This is a genomic window from Pseudomonas sp. MF6755 (genome assembly GCF_016405635.1).
Taxonomy (GTDB): Bacteria; Pseudomonadota; Gammaproteobacteria; order Pseudomonadales; family Pseudomonadaceae; genus Aquipseudomonas; species Aquipseudomonas haemolytica.
The window spans coordinates 77,488-95,484 of sequence record NZ_JAEKDA010000015.1; the positions used below are offsets into that span (position 1 = coordinate 77,488).

The 17,997-nt window shown below is 61.8% G+C and carries 15 protein-coding genes; 9 read left to right on the forward strand and 6 right to left on the reverse strand.

Annotated features, from left to right (window positions below; genetic code table 11):
* Position 1 precedes the first annotated feature (1 nt).
* Positions 2-901, forward strand: coding sequence for a hydroxymethylglutaryl-CoA lyase (locus JFT66_RS20295; protein WP_198859963.1), 900 nt, complete (start codon positions 2-4; stop codon positions 899-901).
* Positions 902-1,516: 615 nt separating this feature from the next.
* On the opposite strand, the gene JFT66_RS20300 is transcribed toward JFT66_RS20295, so the two are convergent.
* On the reverse strand, positions 1,517-3,154 hold the full coding sequence (locus JFT66_RS20300) for an AMP-binding protein (protein WP_198859964.1): 1,638 nt from the start codon (positions 3,152-3,154) through the stop codon (positions 1,517-1,519).
* A 150-nt stretch (positions 3,155-3,304) separates the two neighbouring features.
* Here JFT66_RS20300 and JFT66_RS20305 point away from each other — a divergent pair, with 150 nt between their 5' ends.
* Genes JFT66_RS20305 through JFT66_RS20320 form a run of 4 tightly spaced genes read left to right on the forward strand, consistent with a single transcriptional unit; the run spans position 3,305 to position 8,831 of the window.
* On the forward strand, positions 3,305-4,468 hold the full coding sequence (locus JFT66_RS20305) for an isovaleryl-CoA dehydrogenase (RefSeq protein WP_153839267.1): 1,164 nt from the start codon (positions 3,305-3,307) through the stop codon (positions 4,466-4,468).
* 11 nt (positions 4,469-4,479) lie between these two features.
* The gene (locus JFT66_RS20310; protein ID WP_198859965.1) at positions 4,480-6,087 is read left to right on the forward strand and encodes a carboxyl transferase domain-containing protein; all 1,608 of its coding nucleotides are present in this window, start codon (positions 4,480-4,482) and stop codon (positions 6,085-6,087) included.
* Positions 6,088-6,102: 15 nt separating this feature from the next.
* A complete protein-coding gene (locus JFT66_RS20315; RefSeq protein ID WP_034120323.1) occupies positions 6,103-6,909 on the forward strand; it encodes a gamma-carboxygeranoyl-CoA hydratase in 807 nt (268 codons plus the stop codon).
* Positions 6,906-8,831 (forward strand): acetyl/propionyl/methylcrotonyl-CoA carboxylase subunit alpha, encoded by a 1,926-nt coding sequence (locus JFT66_RS20320; RefSeq protein ID WP_198859966.1) that lies wholly within the window; start codon positions 6,906-6,908, stop codon positions 8,829-8,831. The genes JFT66_RS20315 and JFT66_RS20320 overlap by 4 nt, the downstream gene beginning before the upstream one ends.
* Here JFT66_RS20320 and JFT66_RS20325 read toward each other — a convergent pair.
* Positions 8,828-9,463 carry a LexA family protein gene (locus JFT66_RS20325; RefSeq protein WP_198859967.1) on the reverse strand — a complete coding sequence of 212 codons (636 nt, stop codon included), beginning with the start codon at positions 9,461-9,463 and terminating at the stop codon, positions 8,828-8,830. The genes JFT66_RS20320 and JFT66_RS20325 overlap by 4 nt on opposite strands.
* Positions 9,464-9,593: 130 nt before the next feature.
* Here JFT66_RS20325 and JFT66_RS20330 point away from each other — a divergent pair, with 130 nt between their 5' ends.
* Entirely contained in the window at positions 9,594-9,944 is a 351-nt protein-coding gene (locus tag JFT66_RS20330) for a DUF6124 family protein (protein ID WP_198859968.1), read from the forward strand.
* A 465-nt stretch (positions 9,945-10,409) separates the two neighbouring features.
* On the forward strand, positions 10,410-11,561 hold the full coding sequence (locus tag JFT66_RS20335; protein WP_153839264.1) for a M14 family metallopeptidase: 1,152 nt from the start codon (positions 10,410-10,412) through the stop codon (positions 11,559-11,561).
* A 35-nt stretch (positions 11,562-11,596) separates the two neighbouring features.
* Here the strand turns inward: JFT66_RS20335 and JFT66_RS20340 are convergent, their stop codons facing one another.
* The gene (locus JFT66_RS20340; RefSeq protein ID WP_153870791.1) at positions 11,597-12,136 is read right to left on the reverse strand and encodes a cytochrome b; all 540 of its coding nucleotides are present in this window, start codon (positions 12,134-12,136) and stop codon (positions 11,597-11,599) included.
* On the reverse strand, positions 12,133-13,215 hold the full coding sequence (locus JFT66_RS20345; RefSeq protein ID WP_034120329.1) for a catalase family peroxidase: 1,083 nt from the start codon (positions 13,213-13,215) through the stop codon (positions 12,133-12,135). Before JFT66_RS20345 ends, JFT66_RS20340 begins: the two co-directional genes overlap by 4 nt.
* Before the next feature lie 167 nt (positions 13,216-13,382).
* Between JFT66_RS20345 and JFT66_RS20350 the strand changes: the two genes are divergently transcribed.
* Positions 13,383-13,889 (forward strand): sigma-70 family RNA polymerase sigma factor, encoded by a 507-nt coding sequence (locus JFT66_RS20350; RefSeq protein WP_153839262.1) that lies wholly within the window; start codon positions 13,383-13,385, stop codon positions 13,887-13,889.
* Positions 13,886-14,623, forward strand: coding sequence for an anti-sigma factor family protein (locus tag JFT66_RS20355; RefSeq protein ID WP_198859969.1), 738 nt, complete (start codon positions 13,886-13,888; stop codon positions 14,621-14,623). The genes JFT66_RS20350 and JFT66_RS20355 overlap by 4 nt, the downstream gene beginning before the upstream one ends.
* Here the strand turns inward: JFT66_RS20355 and JFT66_RS20360 are convergent.
* Both JFT66_RS20360 and JFT66_RS20365 read right to left on the reverse strand, forming a co-directional pair.
* Complete coding sequence (locus tag JFT66_RS20360; RefSeq protein ID WP_153839386.1) at positions 14,620-15,540, reverse strand: Csu type fimbrial protein; 921 nt, start codon at positions 15,538-15,540, stop codon at positions 14,620-14,622. The genes JFT66_RS20355 and JFT66_RS20360 overlap by 4 nt on opposite strands.
* A 77-nt stretch (positions 15,541-15,617) precedes the next feature.
* Positions 15,618-17,966: a fimbria/pilus outer membrane usher protein gene (locus JFT66_RS20365; protein WP_198860015.1), complete on the reverse strand. Its 2,349-nt coding sequence runs from the start codon at positions 17,964-17,966 to the stop codon at positions 15,618-15,620.
* Between the last annotated feature and the right edge of the window lie 31 nt (positions 17,967-17,997).

A 17,997-nucleotide genomic window follows, 5' to 3' on the forward strand; every position in this document is an offset into this window, starting at 1 on the left:
CATGTCCCTCCCCTCACACGTACGCCTGGTGGAAGTCGGCCCGCGCGACGGCTTGCAGAACGAAGCCCAGCCCATCAGCGTGGCGGATAAAGTCCAGTTGGTGGACGCCTTGAGCGCCGCCGGGTTGAGCTATATCGAAGTCGGCAGTTTTGTCTCGCCCAAATGGGTGCCGCAAATGGCCGGTTCAGCCGAGGTGTTTGCACAGATCCAGCGCAAGCCCGGTGTGACCTATGGCGCGTTGGCGCCAAACCTGCGCGGGTTTGAGGATGCGCTGGCGGCCGGGGTCAAGGAGGTCGCGGTGTTTGCCGCCGCGTCCGAGGCGTTTTCCCAACGCAATATCAACTGCTCGATCAGCGAAAGCCTGGAGCGTTTCGCGCCGATCATGGCCGCGGCCAAGCAGCACGGCATCAGCGTGCGCGGGTACGTTTCATGTGTGTTGGGTTGCCCTTACGAAGGCGATATCGCGCCGCAGCAAGTGGCGGCCGTCGCCCGCGAGCTGTATGCCATGGGCTGCTATGAAGTGTCCCTGGGCGACACCATCGGCGCCGGCACGGCCGGCGCTACCCGACGCCTGTTCGAAGTCGTCGGCGCCCAGGTGCCACGGGACAAGCTGGCCGGGCATTTCCATGACACCTACGGCCAGGCCATCGCCAACGTCTACGCCAGCCTGCTGGAAGGCATCCATGTGTTCGACAGCTCTATCGCGGGGCTCGGCGGTTGCCCTTATGCCAAGGGCGCCAGCGGTAACGTCGCCACCGAGGATGTGCTCTACCTGCTCAACGGCCTGGGCATCGACACGGGCATTGACCTGGAGCGCTTGATTGGCGCCGGCCAGCAGATCAGCCGGGTGCTGGGGCGGCCCAGTGGATCCCGTGTGGCGAAGGCACGTAACGCAGGGTAGGTAGCACGGCTGTGACAATGTGTTACCGCACACCTACACAACGGGTAACGCGGGAACAAAATATGTCGCCCTTACTGAAAGATATTTCTCACAAAAAAGATAACCGATTGATTTTCAACAACTTTTAAAAGTTGGCACGCCTCCTGCTATCTCTATGGCATAACAAGAATAAAAAGCGCCAAACCTAATAAAAATAAGACGAAACGACTCTGACATAACAAAAACAACACGGCAGAGACGCAGCTAACAGATTTTTTTGGAGAAGATGTGCTTCGCAGGGTACGGCGTGCCGCAACCCGCAACCGGATAGAGAAAAATAAAACTACCTCAGGTAGCTACCCACTGGTTGGATCGTTTACGAAGAAGCAGGTCAGCGTTCAAAAAAATACGTTTGCTCTTGACCCCGGATGGGGGTCGCCAAAAATAGCGGTACGGGCCACGGCTACCAAAAACAACAACAGGCCGCCCCTCAATAATAAGAAAAGAGCACGCAACGACAAATTAAAGGGGACCTTCGGGTCCCCTTTGTGCTTCCTGGCCTATGGTCATTCGCTGACTCATCGCATCCAAAATGTGCGAGCGGCGCACCGCCACTCCCAAATGGAGTGTGCGCTGCTAGGTAGATTGCTCGCGCAATTCCTCGATCGAAATCTCACGCATGCGAAACTTCTGGATCTTGCCCGTTACCGTCATCGGAAACTCATCCACAAACTTGAAGTGCCTGGGCGTCTTGAAGTGGGCGATACGGTCCTTGCACCAGCTCAGCAGTTCCAGCTCGTTAGCGACATGGCCGGGATGGAATCTGATCCAGGCGACGATTTCTTCGCCATAGCGCTCATCGGGGATGCCGATGATCTGCACGTCGGCCACCGCCGGATGGGTGAAGAAGAACTCTTCCAACTCCCGTGGGTACACGTTTTCGCCGCCGCGAATGATCATGTCCTTGTTGCGCCCGGCGATGCACACGTAACCCTGTTCATCCATGGTCGCCAGGTCGCCGGTGTGCATCCAGCCGGCGTCGTCGATAGCCTCGCGGGTGCCTTCGGGGTTGTTCCAGTAACCGAGCATCACGCTGTAGCCACGGGTGCACAGTTCACCTATCACGCCGCGCGCTACGGTGTTGCCGGCGGCGTCGATAATCTTGGTTTCCAGTTGCGGTTGGGTACGGCCCACCGTGGTGACGCGCCGCTCGATATCGTCATCGGCTCCGGTCTGCAGTGACACCGGGCTGGTTTCGGTCATGCCGTAGGCGATCTGCACTTCACCCATGTGCAGTTCATGGATGACTCGGCGCATCACTTCGATAGGGCATGTCGCCCCGGCCATGATGCCGGTGCGCAGGCTGGACAATTGGAACTCGGCCCGGCGCGGGTGATCGAGCATGGCGATAAACATGGTCGGCACACCATATAAGCCGGTGGCTTTTTCTTCGGCGACGGCGCTCAACGTCAACAGCGGGTCGAAACCGTCGTTGGGATAGATCATGGTGGTGCCGTGGGTGATGCAACCGAGGTTGCCCATTACCATGCCGAAGCAGTGGTACAGCGGCACCGGGATGACCAAACGATCCTGCGCAGTCAGGCCCAGGCTTTCGCCGACCATATAGCCGTTATTGAGGATGTTGTGGTGGCTGAGGGTGGCGCCCTTGGGGAAGCCCGTGGTGCCGGAGGTGTACTGGATATTCACGGGTTGGTCGACGTGCAGGCTGGCCTGGCGGCTGTGCAGTTGCTCGGCCGGGACCCCGGCGCCCAGGGCTGACAGCTGCGACCAGGGCACGAATTCCGGTGGCGGGCTGGAGTCGAGGCTGATCAGGCCGCGCAGGTCCGGCTTGAGCGCCTGGACCATCGCGTGGTAATCGGAGGTCTTGAACGAACCGGCGCATACCAGCCATTGGCAGCCGGATTGCTTGAGCACGTAGTCCAACTCACTGCTGCGATAGGCCGGGTTGATATTGACCAGGATCACCCCGAGCTTGGCGCTTGCTATCTGGCAGATCAGCCATTCGGCGCAATTAGGCGCCCAGATACCCAGGCGGTCGCCGGTTTGCATGCCCAGGGCCAGAAATGCCCGCGCATGCAGATCGACCGTCTCGGCCAGCTGCCGCCAGGTGTAGCGTCGCTGTTGGTGGCGGACCACCAGGGCTTCGCCCTCAGCATACTGCGCGGCAGTACGGTCGAAGGCCTGGCCAATGGTCATGGCCAGCAAGGTCTTGTCCTGGGAGCCACGGCAGTAGCTCTGATTCGGTTGCTCCATAACGACCCCTGTTGTCTTTTTTGTAGGTTGACGTATACGTAAACTACGATTGACAGCGCCGCAACGCAAGCTTACGTTAACGTAAAGGTGAGCGCCCTCCTCTGGCGCCCAACCCACACAACAACAAAGCTCACATTAAGGTGCCTGTCCATGAGTTACCCGTCCCTGAACTTCGCCCTCGGCGAGACCATCGACATGCTGCGCGACCAGGTGCAGTCCTTCGTGGCCAAGGAGATCGCACCGCGCGCGGCCCAGATCGACATCGACAACCTGTTCCCCGCCGACCTGTGGCGCAAGTTCGGGGACATGGGCCTGCTGGGCATCACCGTGCCGGAGGAATACGGCGGTGCCGGCCTGGGTTACCTGGCCCACGTGGTGAGCATGGAAGAAATCAGTCGCGGTTCGGCCTCGGTGGCGCTGTCTTACGGTGCGCACTCCAACCTGTGCGTCAACCAGATCAACCGCAACGGCAACCACGAACAGAAACTCAAGTACCTGCCCAAGCTGATCAGCGGCGAACACATCGGCGCCCTGGCCATGAGCGAGCCGAATGCCGGCTCCGACGTGGTCTCGATGAAACTGCGCGCCGACAAACGCGGCGACTGCTACGTACTCAACGGCAGCAAGACCTGGATCACCAACGGCCCCGACGCCAACACCTACGTGATCTACGCCAAGACCGACCTGGAGAAAGGCCCCCACGGCATCACCGCCTTCATCGTCGAGCGTGACTGGAAAGGCTTCAGCCGCAGCAACAAGTTCGACAAACTGGGCATGCGCGGCTCCAACACCTGCGAGCTGTTTTTCGATGACGTGGAGGTACCGCAAGAAAACATCCTCGGCGTGCTCAATGGCGGCGTGAAGGTACTGATGAGTGGCCTGGATTACGAACGCGTGGTGCTGTCCGGCGGCCCCACCGGGATCATGCAGGCGTGTATGGACCTGATTGTGCCGTACATCCATGACCGCAAGCAGTTTGGCCAGAGCATCGGCGAATTCCAGCTGATCCAGGGCAAAGTCGCGGATATGTACACCCAGCTCAACGCCAGCCGCGCCTATCTCTACGCGGTGGCCCAGGCTTGCGAGCGCGGCGAGACCACGCGCAAGGACGCGGCGGGCGTGATCCTGTACAGCGCCGAGCGCGCCACGCAGATGGCCCTCGACGCGATCCAGATTCTCGGCGGCAATGGCTATATCAACGAATTCCCCGCCGGCCGCCTGCTGCGCGACGCCAAGCTGTATGAAATCGGCGCCGGTACCAGTGAGATTCGACGGATGTTGATTGGCCGCGAACTCTTCAACGAAACCCGCTGAAGGAGCGCCCCATGGCCACCCTGCATACCCAGCTCAACCCGCGCTCGGCAGAATTCGCCGCCAACAGCGCGGCGATGCTCGCACAGGTCGACGCCCTGCACAGCCTGCTCGCTCACGTACAACAAGGCGGCGGCGCCAAGGCTCAGGAGCGCCACACCTCGCGGGGCAAGCTACTGCCTCGCGAGCGTATCAACCGCTTGCTCGACCCGGGCTCGCCGTTCCTCGAACTCAGCCAACTGGCGGCTTATCAGGTGTATGGCGAGGACGTACCGGCCGCCGGAGTGATTGCCGGGATCGGCCGCGTGGAAGGCGTCGAGTGCATGATCGTCGCCAACGATGCCACGGTCAAAGGCGGCTCCTACTACCCGCTGACGGTGAAAAAACACCTGCGCGCCCAGACCATCGCCGAGCAGAACCGTCTGCCGTGTATCTACCTGGTGGACTCCGGCGGCGCCAACCTGCCGCGCCAGGACGAAGTGTTTCCAGACCGTGAGCACTTCGGGCGGATCTTCTTCAATCAAGCCAACATGAGCGCCCAGGGCATCCCGCAGATTGCCGTGGTGATGGGCTCGTGCACCGCCGGCGGCGCCTACGTGCCAGCCATGGCCGACGAAGCCATCATGGTGCGCCAGCAAGCCACCATCTTCCTCGCCGGCCCGCCGCTGGTGAAGGCGGCTACTGGTGAAGTCGTCAGCGCCGAAGACCTCGGCGGCGCCGATGTGCACTGCAAGATCTCCGGCGTGGCCGACCATTATGCCGACAGCGATGAACACGCCCTGGCCCTGGCTCGACGCAGCGTGGCCAACCTCAATTGGCGCAAACAAGGTGAGTTGCTGCAACGCCCGCCCGTGGCACCGCTGTACAGCAGCGAAGAGCTGTACGGCGTGATTCCGGCGGATGCCAAGCAACCGTTCGATGTGCGCGAAGTCATCGCACGGCTGGTGGACGCTTCGGTATTCGATGAGTTCAAGGCCTTGTTCGGTACCACCTTGGTGTGCGGCTTTGCGCACTTGCATGGCTACCCGATTGCGATCCTGGCCAACAACGGGATCCTGTTCGCCGAAGCCGCGCAGAAAGGCGCGCACTTTATCGAGCTGGCGTGCCAGCGCGGGATTCCCCTGCTGTTCCTGCAAAACATCACCGGTTTTATGGTCGGCCAGAAGTACGAAGCCGGTGGTATCGCCAAGCATGGTGCCAAGCTGGTGACCGCAGTGGCCTGTGCCAAGGTGCCGAAGTTCACCGTGATCATCGGCGGCAGCTTTGGTGCCGGTAACTACGGCATGTGCGGCCGCGCCTATGACCCGCGCTTCTTGTGGATGTGGCCCAACGCACGCATTGGCGTGATGGGTGCCGAACAGGCCGCCGGCGTGCTGGTGCAGGTCAAGCGTGAACAGGCTGAGCGCGCAGGCGCGGCGTTCAGTGCAGAAGAAGAAACCGCGATCAAGCAGCCGATCCTCGACCAGTATGAAACCCAGGGCCACCCCTACTACTCCAGTGCGCGCCTGTGGGATGACGGTGTCATCGACCCGTTGCAGACCCGCGACGTGCTGGCCCTGGCCTTGTCCGCCTCGCTGAACGCCCCCATCGAGCCGAGCCGCTTCGGCGTGTTCCGCATGTAAATGGAGCTGTATCCCATGAGCGATTTCAACACCCTCGAACTGATCACCGACAGCCGTGGCTTTGCCACGTTGTGGCTCAGTCGCGAAGCCAAGAACAACGCGTTCAACGCCCAGATGATCCGCGAACTGATCATTGCCCTCGACCGGGTGCAGGGCGACCCGTCCCTGCGCTTCCTGGTACTGCGCGGGCGCGGCAAGCATTTCAGTGCCGGCGCCGACCTGGCCTGGATGCAGCAGTCGGCCGAGCTGGACTACCACACCAACCTGGACGACGCCCGCGAACTGGCGGAGCTGATGTACAACCTGTCCAAGCTGAAAATCCCCACGTTGGCCGTGGTGCAAGGCGCGGCCTATGGTGGCGCGCTGGGCCTGATCAGTTGCTGCGACATGGCGATCGGAGCCGACGACGCGCAGTTTTGCCTGTCGGAAGTGCGCATCGGCTTGGCGCCGGCGGTGATCAGCCCGTTCGTGGTGCAGGCGATCGGTCAGCGCGCTGCCCGTCGTTATGCCCTGACGGCCGAGCGATTTGGCGGCCAGCGGGCGCGGGAGATCGGCTTGCTGGCAGAGAGTTATCCGGCCGAAACCCTGGATCAGCAGGTGGACCAGTGGGTCGTCAACCTGCTGCAAAACAGCCCGGCGGCGATGCGCGCCAGTAAGGATTTACTGCGTGAAGTGGGCAACGGAGCCCTCAATCCCGCGTTGCGACGTTATTGCGAAAACGCCATCGCGCGTATTCGTGTGAGCGCCGAGGGCCAGGAAGGTTTGCGCGCGTTCCTGCAAAAGCGTGCGCCAAGTTGGCAGGCCCAGGAGCCGCGTTCATGAGCTCACTCACCACAATACTGGTGGCCAACCGTGGCGAAATTGCCTGCAGGGTCATGCGCACCGCCAAGGCCATGGGGCTGACGACCGTGGCCGTGCACAGCGCCATCGACCGCGATGCGCGCCATAGCCGCGAGGCGGATATCCGTGTCGACCTGGGGGGCAGCAAAGCCACTGACAGCTACCTGCAAATCGACAAACTGATCGCCGCCGCCCACGCCAGCGGCGCTCAGGCGATTCACCCCGGCTACGGCTTCCTCTCGGAAAACGCCGGTTTCGCCCGCGCCATCGAGGCCGCCGGCTTGATATTCCTCGGCCCGCCCGCCTCGGCCATCGATGCCATGGGCAGCAAGTCTGCGGCCAAGGCCCTGATGGAAACGGCTGGCGTACCGCTGGTGCCGGGTTATCACGGCGAGGCCCAGGACTTGGAGACCTTCCGCGCCGCCTGCGAGCGTATCGGCTACCCGGTGCTGCTCAAGGCCACGGCCGGCGGCGGCGGCAAGGGCATGAAGGTGGTCGAGGACGTCAACCAATTGGCCGAAGCCTTGGCCTCCGCCCAGCGTGAAGCGCTGTCGTCGTTCGGCAATGGGCAGATGCTGGTGGAGAAATACCTGCTCAAGCCGCGCCATGTCGAGATCCAGGTGTTTGCCGACCAGCACGGCCACTGCCTGTACCTCAATGAGCGCGACTGTTCTATCCAGCGTCGCCATCAAAAGGTCGTGGAAGAAGCCCCGGCACCGGGTTTGAGTGTGGAGCAGCGCAAGGCCATGGGCGAAGCGGCAGTGCGTGCAGCCCAGGCCATCGGTTATGTCGGCGCGGGCACGGTGGAATTTTTGATGGATGCCCGGGGCGAGTTCTTCTTTATGGAGATGAACACGCGGCTGCAAGTGGAGCATCCGGTGACCGAGGCGATTACCGGCCTCGACCTGGTGGCCTGGCAGATTCGAGTTGCCCAGGGCGAGGCGCTGCCGATCACTCAAGAGCAGGTGCCGTTGATCGGCCATGCGATTGAAGTGCGGCTGTACGCCGAAGACCCGGCCAATGATTTCCTGCCGGCCACCGGGCACCTGGCGCTATACCGCGAGTCCAGCCCAGGCCCGGGACGCCGGGTGGACAGTGGTGTCGAACAAGGCGACGACGTATCGCCCTTCTACGACCCGATGCTTGGCAAGTTGATTGCCTGGGGTGAAGACCGTGAACAGGCGCGCTTGCGGTTACTGAGCATGCTCGATGAGTTTGCGGTCGGCGGGCTCAAGACCAACCTGGGTTTTGTGCGGCGCATCATCGGCCATCCCGCGTTTGCGGCGGCCGAACTGGATACCGGGTTTATCCCGCGCTATCAGGATGAACTATTGCCGGCGCCCGGTGCATTGAGCGAATCGTTCTGGCAGGCGGCGGGCTCGGCGTTTATGCAAAGCCTGCCGGTGGGTGATGGGCCGTGGGCAAATAACCAGGGCTTTCGTACGGGCCTGCCTGCCGAAGTGTCGCTGCACTTGAGCTGCAATGGGCAGGATCGGCTGGTGACATTGTCGGGGCATACGCCGCTGCTGTGCGGCGAGCGGTTGCTGATCGAACACCAAGGCGTACGCCGCGCTCATCTGGCGGTCCGCAGTGCAGGCAATCTGTACCTGCGTTGGGAAGGCGAAATGCATGCTGTCAGCTTGTTCGATCCGATTGCGGCGGTCGAGGCTGGGCAATCCCATCAGGGCGGCCTTACCGCTCCGATGAACGGCAGCATCGTGCGCGTGTTGGTGGAGGTAGGCCAGACCGTCGAGGCTGGCACCCAACTGGTGGTGCTGGAAGCCATGAAGATGGAGCACAGCATCCGTGCGCCCCAGGCCGGGGTGGTCAAGGCGTTGTTCTGCCAGGAAGGTGAAATGGTGGCTGAAGGCAGCGCGTTGGTGGAGCTCGAAACGACCGGCTAAAACCTGGCCGTGGCTTGCACCACGACACCCAGGAGGCGGCATTCGTCGGTGAGCAGTGCCTTGGGGTAAGTGGGATTGAGCGGCACCAGGTAGCGCTGGCCGCTTTCGTCCTGCAATTGCCGAAAGGTCGCCTGGGAGCTGCCAGCCCATTGGGCGACCACCAGTTTGCCGGGCTCGGGGGCGATGGCCGGGTCCACCAGGATCATCATCCCGGCACTGATACTCAAGCCCGTGGGCGCGGTCATGGCGTCGCCCGTTACCGGCAGCCAGAACGCTTCGCCTCGAGCGTGGTAATCGGTCAACTCGTAACGTCCAGCCCTATAGGCCGCACGCTCTTCGCGCAGCTCGCAGGCCTGCTTCCAATCGCTGACCGGGTAGCGGAAATATGGGTTGTAGCGTTGTTCCAACGCAGGCTCCGTTGCGGCCCGCTCACGAATCTCGAGCGCCACCTCCAAGCCCCCCAACCCAAGCTCCGCCAGCACCCGATTCATGTCCGCCAGGCTCGGCACGCGGCGCTTGTTGAGCCAATGGCCGACGCCGCCCTGGGACATGCCCAGGCGCTCTGCCAGTTCGCCCTGTGTGACCTTGCGGTCTTTCATGTTGGCTTTGACCAACGCTATCCAGTTATCCATGGCGCCTGACAATACGGGGTGTGTTTCTCAGGGCAATAAACAGTTTGTAGTAATCCATAAAACGACATAAATACGATACGTACTATCATCAAGCCTAAGGATTTCGACACCCACCGGAGTACTGCCGCTCATGACGACCAGCCCGCATTCATTGCCCGAAACACCTGAACACGTTGAATTACACGACATGTGCAACAGCGGCGCGGCCCAACGCGCACTGGACTATTACTTGAAAGAAGATATGTCGTCGCCTGCCTCGGACGGCACGCTGTTCGCAATCAAGCCGGGCATCAGCCAGGAGGAAGCCCTGGTGCACGCCTCGGACCTGCTGCGCAGTGCAGCGGCAACTGCCTACGAATCAGCGTGCAGCCATCAAGGCAACCGGCGCGACCTGGCGTTTTCCGTGGTGTATTTGATCGACATGGCGAAGGCGATGGTGGAGCGATCGTTGCAAGGGCCAGGGCCTCAGGCAAACGCATAACAGGCGCGAAAGAAAAATATTTCTATCCCACGGATAAAAACATTTGACTTGCAAATGATAATGATTATTATTGGACCCAGCTGATCGCGAGATCAGTCGATAGACCAAGGGACCTTAGGTCGGACTCTTGGAATATCTCCTCATCAGGCTAATCACGGTTTTTGACCCGGCTCTTTGGCCGGGTCTTTTTTTTGCCAGTTTCCCTGGCATGGCTTCAGGCTAATGAAGACTGTGTATTGCTCGATGGCGCGCATGGTAGCAAAAGACTATCGCCCAAAGAAAGCCGCTCGACTGCTCTAGCCCGGATATTTGCGAATTAGCGCTTGAGAATCAATCTCATAGACTCTAAGCTGCGGCGGCGTCAGGGATGACGCCCCCTCCCCCATGCAACAATTTTGCATCCAGGTTTTGCCTGACGCCTGTGTAATATAGCCGCCACATCACTCATATTCAGGCAACCAGACTATGACCGTGGCCTTGACCTCCATCAAAATCAGCACCGACTTCGACAGCGGCAATATCCAGGTCCTGGATGCCAGCGATGCCTATCAGTTGTTGCTGGCAATCAAACCCGATACCCGCAGCGATCACTTCCAATGGTTCCACTTCAAGGCCGAAGGCATGCACGTGGGCCATACCCACACCTTTCGCTTGAGCAACGCGGGTCGCTCGTCCTACAAGCATGCCTGGAGCGGCTACAACGCCGTGGCGTCCTACGACCATATCAACTGGTTCCGGGTACCGACGCGCTTTGATGGCGAGATCCTGCATATCACCCTCCAGACCCGGGAAAAGCACGTCTGGCTCGCCTATTTCGAACCCTACAGCCGTGAACGCCACGACTGGCTGATCGATCAAGCCCTGAAGTACGCCGGGGTCACCCTGCTCGCCACCGGCAAGAGCGCCGAAGGCCGTGATATACAACTGCTACGCCGCGGCAAAGGAGGCGAAGGCCGCCGCAAGGTGTGGATCATCGCCCAGCAGCACCCCGGCGAACACATGGCCGAATGGTTTATGGAAGGTGTGATTGAGCGCCTGCAACAGGATGGCGATGAAGAGCTGAAAAAGCTGCTAGCCGTGGCTGACGTGTACCTGGTGCCAAACATGAACCCCGATGGCGCCTTTCACGGCCACCTGCGCACCAATGCCATGGGCCAGGACCTTAACCGCGCTTGGCAAAGCGCCAGCCAGGAACTCAGCCCGGAAGTATTCTTCATTCAGGAGCAGATGGAAAAATACGGCGTGGACCTGTTCCTCGATATCCATGGCGACGAAGAAATCCCCTACGTTTTTACCGCCGGTTGCGAAGGCAACCCCGGCTACACCCCGCGTATCGAAGCCCTGGAAAAACACTTCCGCAGCCACCTGAGCCACCTGACCCGAGACTTCCAGACCACCCACGGCTACACCCGCGACCTGCCGGGCGAAGCCAACATGACCCTGGCCTGCAACGCGGTCGGTGAGAAGTATGACTGCCTGTCCCTGACCCTGGAGATGCCCTTCAAGGACAACGACGACGCGCCCAACCTGCGCACCGGCTGGTCAGGGGATCGCTCGAAACAGTTGGGCAAGGACGTATTGAGCAGCGTCGCCGATATCGTCGGCCTCTTGCGTTAACGATTTGTGGCGAGCTCGCTCGCCACAAAAGCCCATCAGTGCTTGGTGCCGGTCATGCTTTGCAACACACCATCGCGGCGGATCAAACCGTGGAACAACGCCGCCGCCAAGTGCGCCAGCACGGTGAAGAACAACACGTAGGCGAGATAGCCATGAGCCTTGCGCAACAGTGCAAACAATGGCGCATTCGCCCCCACCAGCGCGGGCAGTTGCACGCTGCTGCTGAGCATCACCGGGTCACCGGCTGCCGAAATCATTGCCCAGCCCAGCAACGGCAACACCAGCATCAATGCGTACAACAGCACATGGGAAGCCTTGGCTGCCAGCACTTGCCACACAGGCAAATCCGCAGGCAACGGCGGTTGTCGGGTGGAAAAGCGCACCACCAATCGCACGATCACCAGTGCCAGAATCGCAATCCCTAAAGGCTTGTGTAAGTGGATCAGCCACTCATGGCGCTCCGACACGGACGCCGCCAAACCGGCACCGATAAACAACATCGCGATGATCATCAGCGCCATCAGCCAGTGCAGCAGACGTGCCAGGGGTGCAAAAAAACGCGGTTGAGCATTCATGGCTTCGACTCCTGAGGGGCACTGTGCAACGGGCTGACTTCACCGGCGCGGCGCAGGTACGAACTGGCATACGCGGCCGAGCGTGCGGCCAGCAACGGGTCCTTGGAGGCCTCGATGCCACTGGGCAAAATCAGCGGGTCAAAGTTGATATCGCGGCAATCTCCATCCGCCTGTGGCTGGCTGCTTTGCAGCACCAGGGTGCCGGCGTTCAGCACCTTGTGCGCGCCGGTCCAGGTCTTGCTCGCGTCATCCAACGGGTCGCCAGGGTTAGCCAGGGTCATGTTCAACTGCCAACGCAGCGGCCCGGCGGCCAGGCGCCGCACCAGGTCTTGTTCCAGGAAATCACTGCCCGACGGCGCCGTATCACCCGCCGTGTCCTGACTCTGCGGCACCACGCCCCAACGCACGGCCTGGCGCTGGCCATCGGCACCCACCAGGTAAAACGCGTTGATGCCATTATAGGTTTCAGTCGCATAACTGGCCGACGGCTTGGCGGTCTTGACCCAGGCCAGGAACGGCGCCGTCTCCGGGTGCGCGGCAAAAAACGCGGGCATGCCCGCCGGGTTCGGCTTGCCGGTGGCGGGGTCTGGCGCGCCGGCCTTGAGCATCTGGTAGAACGCCTCGGGCGTGCCCACCGGGAACACCGGCATGCTGTTCATTCCGGTACGCCACTGCTGGCCGTTGGCCTGGCTGAACTGCACGGCAAAACTGCGAATCGGCACACTGCTGTCCGGCGCATAAGGGTTGCCACTGGGCAAGGCAAACCGGCCGATCACCGGGGTCTTGACCTCGCTGAACACCTGGGCACTGGAGTACGTACGCGCCTCGGCACTGCTCTCGAAATAACCGGCCACGCACACGCCCTTGGCATGGTTACGGCGAAACCCCGGGTGCACGCCGTTATTGGTTTCCAAGGCATTGACCAAGGTTTTTGGCCGCAGGCGTTGTGGGTCGAGAGTGCCGTTGACGTAGGCAAATGCCCCGGCGACAACGGCAACCACGGCGCCGATGCCGGCCAGGCGTGCGATCAGGCTCGCGGTGCTCAGCGGAGGACGGGGGGGTGATGAGTGATCTACCATGCAGGAACTCCAGGGCCAGAGGCCTTAGGGTGAAACATAAGGTCGGAGCATTAAGACGAACGTCGATTTGCTCTATTCCCTGGCCTTGAAATTATTTTGTTGGCCGTGGAATAACCTTCAACGCCGGACGTCTCTCTAGTTCCAGCGTAGTGATCAGCCAGACACCCATGCATGAACTCGACGAACAGTTACGTGAACTCATCCCCAGGTTACGGCGTTTTGCCGTGTCCCTGACGCGCAACAGCAGCAGCGCCGACGACCTGGTGCAGGCGACCCTGGAACGGGCGATCATCGCCTGGGCCAGCAAACGTATCGAAGGCGACCTGCGCGCCTGGCTGTTCTCGATCCTCTACCGGCAGTTTCTCGACGCCCACCGCCGTAGCCGACGCTATGCACGCATGCTCGAATTCTTCACCGGCCGCGATGACGTGCAACCGTCGGTGGAGCGCACGGTGATGGCCCAATCCACCCTGCAAGCCTTCGACCGGCTCACCACCGAACAGCGTGCCCTGCTGCTATGGGTGTCTGTCGAAGGCTTGAGCTACAAGGAAGTGGCCGAGATTCTTGCGGTGCCCATCGGTACCGTGATGTCCCGCCTGTCCCGCGCGCGCCAAGCGCTGCGTCAACTCAGCGATGGCGAAATTACCGGCCCTGCCCTGCGGAGACTCAAATGATCAGCCTTCCCCCCAGCGAACGCGATTTGCATGCCTACGTCGATCATCAATTACTGGAGAGTGATCGCCGCGTGCTTGAAACCTGGCTGGCCAACCACCCCGAGGTCGCCGCGCAGGTGCATGCCTGGCAACAGGATGCGCAATTATTGCGTGCCTCTTTAAGCGGCGCGCTGCAACAGCCGAACAACCCGGCACTGGACCCGGCGCTGATTCGCCAGCGCATCAAGCGTCAGTCCCGCCGCCACTTCGCCACAGCGGCGCTGCTGCTGATCGCCGTGAGCCTCGGCGGAGTGGGCGGCTGGCACGCCCGCGAAGCTACCCAACCGCCGCTGTTGCCGATGACCGACGCCATGCAGGCCTACCGGCTGTTTGCCCAGGACGGCATCATGCCCGCCGACTACAACGCCGAGGGCGGCGGCAATATGCAGGCCTGGCTCGACCGCTATTTCAATCAGGCCCACCGCCTGCCCGACCTGAGCCAGGCGGGGTTCAAGCCGATCAGCGGGCGCCTGCTCACCACCGACCAGGGCGCAGCGGCCATGGTGCTGTACGAAGACCTACAAGGCCGGCGCATCAGCTTCTATATCCGCCCGCCGGGCCCGAACAACGGCTTCCTGCCAAGGGGCAGCCGCAGCGCCGATGGTTTGCAGGCCCAATACTGGTCGGGCGGCGGCTACAACTACGCGATAGTCAGCCCGGTGGATCAGCCCACCACGCCGTTGATGAAGTTCTAGAAGCCCACGTCCAGCACCACGTTGTCGATATAAGTACCGCCCGGCGGCGTGGTCTGGTCGGTATAGATCCGCGCGTTGTAGTTGTACACCTGGCTGCCGGTCCCCAAGCCATTACCGGGGTTGACCTCAGCCGTGGAGCTGGCACGCCGCGCCGCGCCGACACTGCCCCAGCGCGTGGTGCCGGCGCTTTTGAAAATGTCATAGGCCAGGTAATTGGTGCCGGAAATCATGCGTCGACGCCCGCCGACACTGACCGGGTTCTGGCCATCGCTCAAGCCCACGGTGTAGGCGCTGCCCTTGGTGCAGGCGATATTGATGGTCTGCCCGGTCACCGCAGTAAACCCACTGACCACCGGCGCGCTGCCAAAGCTGATATTCGGCGCGGTGATCTGGCAGTCATTGGTCACGGTCATGCTGACCGTCAGCGACGCCGTGCCGCTGCCAATGTCACGCCCCAGGCAGATGCCACCAATGCCAATCCCCGAGCAATAATTCCAGTTCCAGGCGATGTTCAATGTTTCGGTATACAACCCGGCCGCGACGTTGCTGCCGGTGATGCTGCTCAGGTACAGCGGCACGGTCTTCGCCCCAGGCCCGGCGACCAGGCCAATGCTCTGGGCAATCCCCCCGGCACCACCAAAATCGAATTGTGCGCCGCGGGTGATCGGGTAGCTGGTGCTGTTGTTGCCATAAATGGTGTAGCCGATTACATCACCGGTTGGCCCGACCATGCCGCTCTGGGCCGAGGTGATCGTTGCGTAGAAGTGGTCGGTGGACACCAGCAGTGAAATCAACGCCGAGGTGCAGCTCAACCCGGAGTTGGTGGTGGAGCTGGTTTGCGCGGCCGTGCGCACCGTCATCGAACTGATTGAGCCGAAACTGGCCGGCACAGTGGAAACCACCGAACACAGCGCCATTGCCTGCCCGGAAAACAACAGCCCTACCCCATACAGCCATACCTTGCGCCTCACCCGCAGCCTCCTTGCTCAACCACTCACTGGCACACCAACGGCCCGATCAGGGGCACGTCCTGTTGTTGCTCATCGATGTCGAATGTGGCCTGGCAGGTCCACCCTTCGCCCAAGGTGACCTGCAGGGTGTTGTGGGCGCTGAGGTTTTCCAGATAGACCAGGCCATCCCAGCCCACCACCGCCTGGGTGCTGCTTTGCTCGTGCACCACCAGGCTGCCCAGCGGCAACTCCTGGTGCTGGCGATCCACCAGAGTGATACTGGCGGCGAGCACCCGGCGCAGCGGGAACTCCAGCAGATAGCCGCTACCCCGGCGCACCGACACGCGCTGTTCCACATTGGGGCTCTGCACATTCACCGGCAGGTTCAGCGGGTCGATCTCATATTTGCCGCGGTAATAGGCACTGCTCCACGGCACCAGCAAGTGGCCGTTACGGTCGGTCTGGCCCACCAACTGGTTTTCGTAGCGCACCGGAATCCCGGCAAACCCCTGGGTACTCACCACCACAAACGCATCATTGATGCGGTTGGCGGCAAAGGTCTCGCCGCCCATCCACACCAGCGAGCCGCTGGCATCCGCCCAGCGCGTCTGCGCATCGCTGCTGCCGTACACGCCGGCCTGCAACTGCACCGACTGCAAGCGCCAGGTCAGGTCGGCCTGCCGATAGACCGGGCCATCACCCTGGGCATAACCGAGGTTGTAACCCATACCGCCTTCACTGGGCACCGAGCGGCTGTAGTTGATGCGTTGGCGGCTGGCACCATCTTTGCTGCGCTCGGTGCTCAAGGCCAGGCTGCCGTTGAGGTCGAACGGGATGACCAGTTGTGCCTGCATGGCCCAGTTGCTGTCGCCGATTTCGCGGTTGGCCGACAGGTAGAAGCTGGTGTTGCGCCACAGCGGTTTGCTCCAGCTCAGGTTAAGCAGGCGCGTGCGCGAATCGTCCGCCGCCTGCACGTCGAAATAGCCCAGGCCCAGGCTGCCAAAACGCTCGAGGTTGAGGCTCAGGGTCACCTGCTCGCTGCGCTTGCTGAGGCTGGCGTAAGGGGTATCGACCAGGGTCAGGTCGGCATAGTCGTCGCGCCGCTGCACGCGCTGGTACATCAGGCTGTAGCGCGTGCTGTTGTACTGGTAGCCCAGGCTCAGTTGCTGGCCGCCGCGGCTGTCGAACTGGCTCTGGCTGACGGCGGTATTGAGCACGCCGAAGTTGCCCAGGCGCAGGTTGCCACCGAGCCCGCCGAGGGTCAGGTCGCTGGACGCTTCGGCGTGGCTTTCCAGGGTCAGGTTATCCGAATAACCATAGCGAAACGTACCGCTGGTCACGCCCGGCCCGTAGCCGAAATCGCGCAGGGTGTAGTCACGACGCAAGGTACCGGCGGCCACCGAAAAGTCCGTCAAGCCTTGTTGCAGCAAGGTGCTGGTGACGTAGAACGGCACCGTGGTCGAGACCTGGCGACCGAGGGTATCGGTGGTGACCACCACGGCCTCGCCGGCACCGTTGATGAACGGGATGTTGGTCAGGGTATAGGGGCCGGGTTGCAGCTGTGCGCTGTCGGATTTGTAGCCGTTGATAAACAGGTCCACCGACGAGGGTACCGCCGCCTCACCGGCAAACTGCGGCAAGGGGTAAGTGACCAGGTCCGGGCGCACGGCGAAGTCCCGAGACAGTTGCACCCCGCCCAGGCGCACCGAGCTGCTCCAGGGCAGCGAACCACTGATCACGTCGCCGGCCTCGTAGGTGAGCAGGCGTTCATCATCGGAAAACCGCCAGGTAGTGTCGTAGCGCCGGTAGCCGTTGCTGAGGGTGCTGTCGCTGATGCCACCGGCGAGGGTCTGGCGGACCTGCCCGGTGTTGGACAACGTGCCCCAATTGTCGAACAGCCGCACCTCGTTCCAGGCGGCGAGGTAACTGCCGCCGTCATCGGTGTCGTTGAAATACACGTCATAGTTGAGCAAGGCGCCGAAGCTGCTCATGGCCTGGGTGCGGGGGTAGGTGCTGCGGTTGCCGATAAACTGCGCCTGCAACCATGACGGCGGCACATCCAGCAGCAGGCGCTGGCCATGGCTGTCGTAGTCGCTGTGCAGGCCGGGCACCTGTTCGAGGGCCACACTGCCGACGGGTTCGCCAGGCAGTTTCATGCCCACGTCCTGCAAGGCACTGGCCGGTACAAACAGCTGGCCGGCGCGCTGATCGACGGCGATGACGCGGCCGGTGTCCATCTGGTTGACCACCAGTTCCAGGAACAGCTGAGCATCAGCGACTGCCTCCATACTGCTCGGCGGCGGCGGCAGGTCGCCCGCCACCGCCGCGCCCCACAGCCCGCTTGCCACTGCCACCGACGGCCATAAACCTCGAGCCCAGCCACGACTCACCATGGCGTTGTGTCCTTCAATGGACATCTCCATC

What these genes read in the sequence shown, in the direction of transcription:
- JFT66_RS20320 (WP_198859966.1), top strand. Translation starts at nt 6,906, where the DNA reads ATGAGCTCACTCACCACAATACTGGTGGCCAACCGTGGCGAAATTGCC.
- JFT66_RS20300 (WP_198859964.1), bottom strand. Translation starts at nt 3,154, where the DNA reads ATGGAGCAACCGAATCAGAGCTACTGCCGTGGCTCCCAGGACAAGACC.
- JFT66_RS20330 (WP_198859968.1), top strand. Translation starts at nt 9,594, where the DNA reads ATGACGACCAGCCCGCATTCATTGCCCGAAACACCTGAACACGTTGAA.
- JFT66_RS20365 (WP_198860015.1), bottom strand. Translation starts at nt 17,966, where the DNA reads ATGGTGAGTCGTGGCTGGGCTCGAGGTTTATGGCCGTCGGTGGCAGTG.
- JFT66_RS20310 (WP_198859965.1), top strand. Translation starts at nt 4,480, where the DNA reads ATGGCCACCCTGCATACCCAGCTCAACCCGCGCTCGGCAGAATTCGCC.
- JFT66_RS20315 (WP_034120323.1), top strand. Translation starts at nt 6,103, where the DNA reads ATGAGCGATTTCAACACCCTCGAACTGATCACCGACAGCCGTGGCTTT.
- JFT66_RS20305 (WP_153839267.1), top strand. Translation starts at nt 3,305, where the DNA reads ATGAGTTACCCGTCCCTGAACTTCGCCCTCGGCGAGACCATCGACATG.
- JFT66_RS20350 (WP_153839262.1), top strand. Translation starts at nt 13,383, where the DNA reads ATGCATGAACTCGACGAACAGTTACGTGAACTCATCCCCAGGTTACGG.
- JFT66_RS20360 (WP_153839386.1), bottom strand. Translation starts at nt 15,540, where the DNA reads ATGGCGCTGTGTTCGGTGGTTTCCACTGTGCCGGCCAGTTTCGGCTCA.
- JFT66_RS20345 (WP_034120329.1), bottom strand. Translation starts at nt 13,215, where the DNA reads ATGGTAGATCACTCATCACCCCCCCGTCCTCCGCTGAGCACCGCGAGC.
- JFT66_RS20295 (WP_198859963.1), top strand. Translation starts at nt 2, where the DNA reads ATGTCCCTCCCCTCACACGTACGCCTGGTGGAAGTCGGCCCGCGCGAC.
- JFT66_RS20340 (WP_153870791.1), bottom strand. Translation starts at nt 12,136, where the DNA reads ATGAATGCTCAACCGCGTTTTTTTGCACCCCTGGCACGTCTGCTGCAC.
- JFT66_RS20325 (WP_198859967.1), bottom strand. Translation starts at nt 9,463, where the DNA reads ATGGATAACTGGATAGCGTTGGTCAAAGCCAACATGAAAGACCGCAAG.
- JFT66_RS20355 (WP_198859969.1), top strand. Translation starts at nt 13,886, where the DNA reads ATGATCAGCCTTCCCCCCAGCGAACGCGATTTGCATGCCTACGTCGAT.
- JFT66_RS20335 (WP_153839264.1), top strand. Translation starts at nt 10,410, where the DNA reads ATGACCGTGGCCTTGACCTCCATCAAAATCAGCACCGACTTCGACAGC.